Raw genomic sequence first — 6,885 nt, 5'->3', positions numbered from 1 at the left:
TCATAAGTCAATTCTAAATTGAAGGCAAAGAACGCCTTCTATTTAGAATCGCCTTATGCTTGTCGGGGCTGACCAAGGCGCTTGCGCTTTTGTTCTTTATATATTGTTCACCTTCAAGGCGCTTTCGGTTTTGTTCGAAGGCTAAAGATATAGAAGGGCAAGTATAGGAGCAAAAAGATAAACAATGCAACGAACTCAAGTGAAAGTATATACCAAGGATAGTCCCCTAACAAGTCAAGTAAACTTGGATTTGAGGGTTTCCTGGATAAAAACATGTAGTTCCCACCAGTCATTCTGTTCATCAAAAATACAAAAGTTGCCAAAATATTTAGTGCAAGTATCGCTCTCCAAACCGATCTTAAAGTCGGCTTAAAACCTTCGTAAATCACCATATAAACAGACGCTATAACAATTAATATATGTGCTAAAAAGAAATGAAAATAGCGAAAATGAGGAAAGTCATAAATTAATTCTGGCGTAAGTAGAGCTTGAGTCGCACCACCAATTCCTAAAAAAAAAGTCACTTCAAACAGAAAATAATTTCGAGACAGTAGCATGACGATGCTCAAAATTAAAGAAATTGAGCAAAGCTGCAAAGGCAGCATAAACTGTGCGTCCCACGTACCTTCTCTCAAATACCAAATATGTAAAAAAGCTTCAGAAAGAAACAATCCAATAACAATAAACATTCGGATGTGGTCGTGTTTATTATATTGTACGAACATTTTTCTCATCTTAAACAAGAGTAGGATCGTACCAACAGTCAATCCTAACATAAAAAGATGGGAAGGAGAGAAGAGAGCAAACTGTTCACTATAATTGTTCATCTAAGTAACACCGCCCTTTAATAATCGCCGCTCTATATAAACCTATATTTGTCATTCTATCAAAAAAAGTAGTACAGTATCACTGCACTACTTTATTATGACTTAATTATTCCCAACCATATTCTGATCAGATAGATCTGGATCGATAAAGTTCGTTGCATTGAGTCCATTATTTACGATCAGGAAATCACCTGTATTCGATGCTCCTGAGCCAAGTGCCGACTTAGAATTACTCTTTGGAGATAAGTAAAATGAATCACCAAAGTTCACAACACCGCCGGCTACGCTATTAATTTTGATCGGGCCTACGATTGCTGGCATGATAATTCATCCTTTTTAGTTTGGATACTTTAGCTTATGTTTAGGCTGATTAGATCGTTCGTAGAGTTAATTGTTTCCGACCATGTTTTGATCTGATAAATCGGGGTCAATGAAGTTTGTTGCATTAATTCCATTATTGATTACCTGAAAATCACCTGTATTTCCAGCACCGGAACCAGTTGCTGATTTAGAGTTGCTTTTCGGAGATAAATAAAAGGAATCTCCGAAGTTTACAACGCCGCCACCGATGCTATTAATTTTTAGTGGACCTACGATAGCTGGCATGTTTTACACCCATTTCCTTTACCTTGATGCGTTAGTTTATTCATAGACTGTAGGAATGTTCATATCCCTTTGTGGGATCAATTTTTAGTTTTTTTTCTACTATTTAAAAGCTGACGAATATGCTTCGTTCTTGTTTCACATACGATATCCCTTGTTGAACCAATATGAAAAACAGATGCAGTCGATACACCCAAAATATTCACCGCATTCACCTTAATTCGTGGCTTTTCATGATAAAAAGCTGTTTGTAAAGGTTCATACAGAAGAGGCTGCGGTATTTCCTCTTCAAAAATAGGATACTGTGATAAATCACCTTCATTTGAATAATAAATCTCAGCCTCTCGTTGCACGGCAAATACTTTGGCTTTTGTGTGTATGTTTTGGGAATCGCCAATATTAAAAACAGAACTAATCCCTAATGAATTAATGTATGCAAAGTTAACTTGTGATACACGACTAATCATTATTGTGGCGCCAACGGTACAAACGGACCGATAATTAACGATTCTGGAGGTGTATCAAATACAGATGAAAGGGTGATCGAGTTTGTATCCCCAATCAAAAATATGGATGAACTTGCTACACCAATGATCCGGACAGTACCGACAGAAATGTCTTTATTTACAACCGTAAAATTCATTTAGTGATCACCTTTCATTTCTTTCGGTAGATGGTTTATAAAGTGCATAATCGAATTTTCAACATCATTTTTCACATTTAATATAACATCATTTTTGAGTTGTTCCAGTGATTCGTTTTCAGTTATACGTAAATTGTTTACATAATATGAAATACGACTATCCACTTGCTTGCGAATGTCTTCGATAATATGTCTACGATGTGGTTCATCTAAGCGATAATCACAGTGTTGCTCAACTTTTTCGACCAATGACAGACAATCAACATTAAAAAAGTGATTCAATTCTTCGTGTGCTTGTTGAGTAATTTGCTGACGTAATTCTTTTTGAACGCCATTGACATTTACTCCTTTTTGCATAACTTCAAAGTTTTCGACTTGCTCTGGATCTGTTGGGTTTAACCCAATATTTAACGTACCTGCAAGATGTTCAATTTTTAGCTGATCAAATTTGTATTCAATTTTTTCAATGCTTGTATGAGGTTGGTTTTTCATTTCGTCTAAATTTGTTTTCATTGTCTGAACGATTTCTTCAAGCCGTTGAATCCGTTTGTTTTGTGACTCAATGTACCGATAAAGCTGCTGTAGATAGTTGGTAACATCATACATGTTTTCACCCACCTTTATTTCCTCGCTCAGAAGTTCATTACTTCTACTATATGCAAAAGAATCAAATTGGGTGTTTGCCTATATATCAGACTGTTAATTACGAAGCAGCAGGCGGTGTTAGAGGTACCAAAGCCCCTTCAGATGCACCCTCTGGAGATTCACCTGGAGATAGTGCTTCGGGAGCGGCTTCAGTAAAGCCTCCAGTATTATAGAGTGTAGAGAGTGGTTTAATTATGCCTGCACTTCCAATTTGTAAAACGGAGGAGTTGTTTAAAGACCCCACCCTTAAATAGTTTATTGGGATGGATTGATTAATATAAAAATTCATGGCTACCTCCTTATCATAACTCAGAATTTGCATGCCGTAATAATAAGTCTGCGTTTCTGAATCCTGCTCCGACGCACAGGACGTGCTAGTGCAGTTACAGCGACAGGACGTCGCGGTTGTAACTGCCTCGAGGTCATAAGTCTGACCAAGGCGCTTGCGCTTTTGTTCTTACAGGTTGCCGGCAATTGGTTGATCAATAACATCATTATCATACGTATTCGTAACACTGTTTTGGTTATAAATATTTAAGCCGTCACCAGTATTAAATGAACCAGCACCTGCAAACGTTTTAACTTCACTATAAGGGGAAATGGTAATCACATCCCCGATATGAACAATGCTACTTGTTCCGACGCTATTTACTTTAAATGCTCCAACAATGGCTGGCATAATGAACATCCTTTTTTCATTTTTAAAATCTCAGGGAGAAGCCTATGTAGTACATTTTATGTCTTGAACGAAAAAGTGTGTGATAAACGCGGAGAAACTTGAAATACTTGTGAAGGGCATCAAGGAATATATTAATTCAACTAGGAGCTCCACTTTTCATGAAGAAAGTGTAAGACGTTATTATTTAAGTAATTAAGTCCTTTATAAATGAATTAATTATATTTGCTTTTTTTTAGAAGGTCCGTTTTTTTTATGGATTCTCTAATTTGTTTTAGTAATAGCATGTCAAGTTCTTGGCTGCATTTTAACGTGATTTCAGCATTAATTCCGTGCTCTTTGGCAACTTGTATAAGGTTTTTCCTTTTGTATTCAATTTCATTAGAAACCATGGCCGTCTCCATCTTTCGCTCTTATATTTTTCGTTCAGTGGGCTGTTTTGTTTACTGTTTTTAACAGCAATGTGACCCGTATTCCGTTAGGATAAGCCTATTATACAACGTATTTTTTTTTATGATGTACATTCGCTAAAATAACTAATAATGTTACAAAATTCTACAGGGTACGTTGCAAATCCTTATTGTTATTTTAGAGGATATTTAGAGTTGTATATCGAATATTCTAACTATTAGAGTAAAAGGAAATATAAAAAAATGGGGGAATCATCATGAAATTTGTTACAGCTACTATAAATAACCAGCCGTTTATCGGTCTCATTCAAGGAGAAAAAGTATTAGATCTTCAAAAAGCAGAACGTAAATTATTTGAGCTTGCAACATTGCCTAACTCGTTAGTGGAGTGCCTTGAAATGGGTGAAAGATTTGTGTCACATATTAAACAGTTGGAAGAGTGGTTGAAAAAAGCGGAAGATACAGAGTCATACCTTTATTCGCTAACTGAAGTTACGATACTAGCACCGATCCCAAATCCTAGAAAAAATATTTTTTGTGTAGGTAAAAATTATCGTGATCATGCAATCGAAATGGGCAGCGCGGCGGATGTTCCTGAGCATTTAATGATCTTCTCAAAGGCTCCAACCACTGTAATAGCTCACAATGAGGAAATTGACCCTCACCTGCATCTAACGAATGGGCTAGATTATGAAGGTGAACTTGCAGTCATTATAGGGAAAAAAGGAAAAAGAATAAATGAAGAAGAAGCGATGGACCATGTATTTGGCTACACGATTCTAAACGATGTGACAGCGAGAGACCTACAAGCTCGTCATAAACAGTTTCTATTAGGAAAGAGTCTAGACACATCTTGTCCAATTGGTCCTTATCTTGTCCATAAATCTGCGGTTGAAGATCCTTATCAACTAACGGTTCAAACAACAGTTAATGATGAAGTTAGACAAAAAGGCTACACAAAAGACATGATATTTTCAATTGAAAACATTATTTCTACCATTTCACAAGGAACAACACTTGAACCTGGTGACATCATTGCTACTGGAACTCCCGCTGGTGTTGGAAAGGGCTTTAAGCCACCAAAATATCTGCAACCTGGTGATGTGGTTGAGATCGAAATCGATGGACTAGGGGTTTTAAGGAATAGAGTGAAAGAACAGTAGATGTGTCTCAAAAGTGAAGATGCCACTCACTTTAAATAGGTGAGTGGCGTCAGATTTTATGAAAGAACTTTCTTCACTTTCTCAATAGCCCAATCCAAATCTTCTTTTGAGATAACGAGTGGTGGGGCAAAACGGATAACCGTTTCGTGTGTTTCTTTACAGAGTAAGCCTTCTTCTTTTAGTTTTTCACAATAAGGACGCGCTAGTTCTGTAAGTTCAACACCGATGAATAAGCCTCGGCCACGAACTTCTTTGATGATTGGATTTTGAATTTCTTTTAAACGTTCCTGCATGTAGTTTCCGAGTTCAAGGGAGCGTTCAGGAAGTTTTTCGTCGATTAATACGTCTAGAGCTGCAATGGAAACGGCACATGCAAGTGGATTTCCACCAAAAGTTGATCCATGTGAACCAGGGTTGAAGACACCTAGAATATCTTTGTTAGCTACAACACATGAGATTGGGAATACGCCGCCACCTAATGCTTTTCCTAAAATGTACATGTCTGGTTTAATTTCTTCCCAGTCACAAGCAAACATTTTACCTGAACGACCTAAGCCAGCTTGGATTTCGTCTGCAACAAAAAGAACATTGTTTTCTTTACAAACTTCAAAAGCTTCTGTTAAATATCCTTCAGCAGGAATGTGAATGCCTGCTTCACCTTGAATTGGCTCGAAGATAAACGCTGCTGTATTCGGAGTGATTGCTTGTTTCAATGCCTCTAAATCGCCAAATGGAATAATTTTAATGCCAGGAAGCATTGGCCCAAAGCCTTCTTTATACTCTTCACTAGATGACATTGACACCGCTGTCATAGTACGTCCGTGAAAGTTGTCCTCACACACAATGATTTCAGCTTGGTTTTCAGCGACACCTTTTACTTGATAAGCCCAACGACGAACAGTCTTTACAGCTGTTTCAACTGCCTCTGCACCCGTATTCATTGGTAAAACCATATCCATTCCAGTTAACTCAGAAACTTTCTCATACCAAGGGCCAAGTTGATCATTATGAAAAGCGCGAGATGTAAGGGTAATCTTATCCGCTTGCTCCTTAAGAGCCTCGATAATTTTAGGATGTCGATGGCCTTGGTTAACTGCCGAATAGGCACTTAACATGTCCATGTATTTATTGCCATCTGGGTCTTCTACCCAAACACCTTCTGCTTTAGAAATAACGATTGGCAGCGGATGATAGTTATGTGCACCGTATTTTTCAGTTTGTTCGATAATTTGTGTCGATTTTGTCATAATATCCCCTCCACAGTGTAGATTGTAGTATTCGGGCGTATTCGCTAATATCCCCTATCCCTACAATAGCTCAGTCTTTTTAAGAAAACAACTCACCAAGTTATTATTTTATATTCAGAAGAAAATCATGTTAAAATAAGGTTGTCTGATATGGAACAAACAAGGAGGATTTTAAAATGACACACGCTCACATTACAACATGGGTTGTTGCACTTATTCTATTTTTTGTGGCAAACTCACTGTTCAAGTCTGGAAAAGAAAAGCCTTATAAAATTACCCACATGATTTTACGATTGTTTTACTTATTGGTTATCGGGACAGGAATTTGGATTGTTACAAGCCTTACCAATATTAGCGGAGAATATATTGCGAAGATTGTGCTTGGGATCTGGACAATTGGCATGATGGAAATGGTGCTTGTAAGATCAAAAAAAGGAAAGCCGACAAAAGTGTTTTGGATTCAATTTTTTGTAGCGCTTATCCTTACAATTATACTAGGACTGCGCCTGCCGCTCGGGTTGTTTGACTGGTTTTAATAGAAAAAAGGCTGCTGATTTCACTCGAATTAGCAGCTTTTTTCTGTGTGCCAGGCATGTTCATCAACTAGACGGTGGAAGTCCGTTATGGGCGTTGGGATATGCGAACCATTAGTCGAAGGCAAGGGTGTCCAC

At 37.6% G+C, this 6,885-nt stretch carries 12 protein-coding genes; 2 read left to right on the top strand and 10 right to left on the bottom strand.

Annotated features, from left to right (window positions below):
- Window positions 1-113: 113 nt before the first annotated feature.
- The 9 genes from ACFFIX_RS27485 to ACFFIX_RS27445 form a co-directional block, all read right to left on the bottom strand.
- Window positions 114-827, bottom strand: coding sequence for a YwaF family protein (locus tag ACFFIX_RS27485; protein ID WP_378939804.1), 714 nt, complete (start codon window positions 825-827; stop codon window positions 114-116).
- 102 nt (window positions 828-929) lie between these two features.
- Window positions 930-1,148: a spore germination protein gene (locus tag ACFFIX_RS27480; protein WP_378939802.1), complete on the bottom strand. Its 219-nt coding sequence runs from the start codon at window positions 1,146-1,148 to the stop codon at window positions 930-932.
- Between the two features lie 66 nt (window positions 1,149-1,214).
- A complete protein-coding gene (locus ACFFIX_RS27475) occupies window positions 1,215-1,433 on the bottom strand; it encodes a spore germination protein (protein ID WP_378939800.1) in 219 nt (72 codons plus the stop codon).
- Between the two features lie 77 nt (window positions 1,434-1,510).
- Window positions 1,511-1,897, bottom strand: coding sequence for a spore germination protein GerPE (locus ACFFIX_RS27470; RefSeq protein WP_378939798.1), 387 nt, complete (start codon window positions 1,895-1,897; stop codon window positions 1,511-1,513).
- Complete coding sequence (locus tag ACFFIX_RS27465) at window positions 1,897-2,073, bottom strand: spore germination protein GerPD (protein WP_378939796.1); 177 nt, start codon at window positions 2,071-2,073, stop codon at window positions 1,897-1,899. Before ACFFIX_RS27465 ends, ACFFIX_RS27470 begins: the two co-directional genes overlap by 1 nt.
- Window positions 2,074-2,679, bottom strand: a complete 606-nt coding sequence (gene gerPC, locus ACFFIX_RS27460) for a spore germination protein GerPC (RefSeq protein WP_378939794.1) — start codon at window positions 2,677-2,679, stop codon at window positions 2,074-2,076.
- A gap of 97 nt (window positions 2,680-2,776) precedes the next feature.
- A complete protein-coding gene (locus ACFFIX_RS27455) occupies window positions 2,777-3,007 on the bottom strand; it encodes a spore germination protein GerPB (protein ID WP_378939793.1) in 231 nt (76 codons plus the stop codon).
- A 168-nt stretch (window positions 3,008-3,175) separates the two neighbouring features.
- Complete coding sequence (locus tag ACFFIX_RS27450; RefSeq protein WP_378939791.1) at window positions 3,176-3,397, bottom strand: spore germination protein; 222 nt, start codon at window positions 3,395-3,397, stop codon at window positions 3,176-3,178.
- A 212-nt stretch (window positions 3,398-3,609) separates the two neighbouring features.
- Window positions 3,610-3,798 carry an aspartyl-phosphate phosphatase Spo0E family protein gene (locus ACFFIX_RS27445; protein ID WP_378939789.1) on the bottom strand — a complete coding sequence of 63 codons (189 nt, stop codon included), beginning with the start codon at window positions 3,796-3,798 and terminating at the stop codon, window positions 3,610-3,612.
- A 263-nt stretch (window positions 3,799-4,061) separates the two neighbouring features.
- Between ACFFIX_RS27445 and ACFFIX_RS27440 the strand changes: the two genes are divergently transcribed.
- Window positions 4,062-4,967, top strand: a complete 906-nt coding sequence (locus ACFFIX_RS27440) for a fumarylacetoacetate hydrolase family protein (RefSeq protein ID WP_378939787.1) — start codon at window positions 4,062-4,064, stop codon at window positions 4,965-4,967.
- A gap of 56 nt (window positions 4,968-5,023) precedes the next feature.
- Here ACFFIX_RS27440 and ACFFIX_RS27435 read toward each other — a convergent pair whose 3' ends face one another.
- Window positions 5,024-6,214: an ornithine--oxo-acid transaminase gene (locus tag ACFFIX_RS27435; protein ID WP_378939785.1), complete on the bottom strand. Its 1,191-nt coding sequence runs from the start codon at window positions 6,212-6,214 to the stop codon at window positions 5,024-5,026.
- Window positions 6,215-6,390: 176 nt separating this feature from the next.
- Between ACFFIX_RS27435 and ACFFIX_RS27430 the strand changes: the two genes are divergently transcribed.
- Window positions 6,391-6,750, top strand: a complete 360-nt coding sequence (locus ACFFIX_RS27430) for a YisL family protein (protein ID WP_378939783.1) — start codon at window positions 6,391-6,393, stop codon at window positions 6,748-6,750.
- Window positions 6,751-6,885: the final 135 nt, after the last annotated feature.

Source organism: Metabacillus herbersteinensis, from assembly GCF_042433335.1.
Taxonomy (GTDB): Bacteria; Bacillota; Bacilli; order Bacillales; family Bacillaceae; genus Metabacillus; species Metabacillus herbersteinensis.
The sequence above is the reverse complement of the archived record's forward strand: the minus strand, read 5'-3'. Positions and strand labels throughout refer to the sequence as shown.

Coding starts and splice junctions, on each gene's coding strand:
- ACFFIX_RS27455 (WP_378939793.1), bottom strand. CDS start 3,007: ATGAATTTTTATATTAATCAATCCATCCCAATAAACTATTTAAGGGTG.
- ACFFIX_RS27470 (WP_378939798.1), bottom strand. CDS start 1,897: ATGATTAGTCGTGTATCACAAGTTAACTTTGCATACATTAATTCATTA.
- ACFFIX_RS27435 (WP_378939785.1), bottom strand. CDS start 6,214: ATGACAAAATCGACACAAATTATCGAACAAACTGAAAAATACGGTGCA.
- ACFFIX_RS27480 (WP_378939802.1), bottom strand. CDS start 1,148: ATGCCAGCAATCGTAGGCCCGATCAAAATTAATAGCGTAGCCGGCGGT.
- ACFFIX_RS27485 (WP_378939804.1), bottom strand. CDS start 827: ATGAACAATTATAGTGAACAGTTTGCTCTCTTCTCTCCTTCCCATCTT.
- ACFFIX_RS27465 (WP_378939796.1), bottom strand. CDS start 2,073: ATGAATTTTACGGTTGTAAATAAAGACATTTCTGTCGGTACTGTCCGG.
- gerPC (WP_378939794.1), bottom strand. CDS start 2,679: ATGTATGATGTTACCAACTATCTACAGCAGCTTTATCGGTACATTGAG.
- ACFFIX_RS27475 (WP_378939800.1), bottom strand. CDS start 1,433: ATGCCAGCTATCGTAGGTCCACTAAAAATTAATAGCATCGGTGGCGGC.
- ACFFIX_RS27440 (WP_378939787.1), top strand. CDS start 4,062: ATGAAATTTGTTACAGCTACTATAAATAACCAGCCGTTTATCGGTCTC.
- ACFFIX_RS27445 (WP_378939789.1), bottom strand. CDS start 3,798: ATGGAGACGGCCATGGTTTCTAATGAAATTGAATACAAAAGGAAAAAC.
- ACFFIX_RS27450 (WP_378939791.1), bottom strand. CDS start 3,397: ATGCCAGCCATTGTTGGAGCATTTAAAGTAAATAGCGTCGGAACAAGT.
- ACFFIX_RS27430 (WP_378939783.1), top strand. CDS start 6,391: ATGACACACGCTCACATTACAACATGGGTTGTTGCACTTATTCTATTT.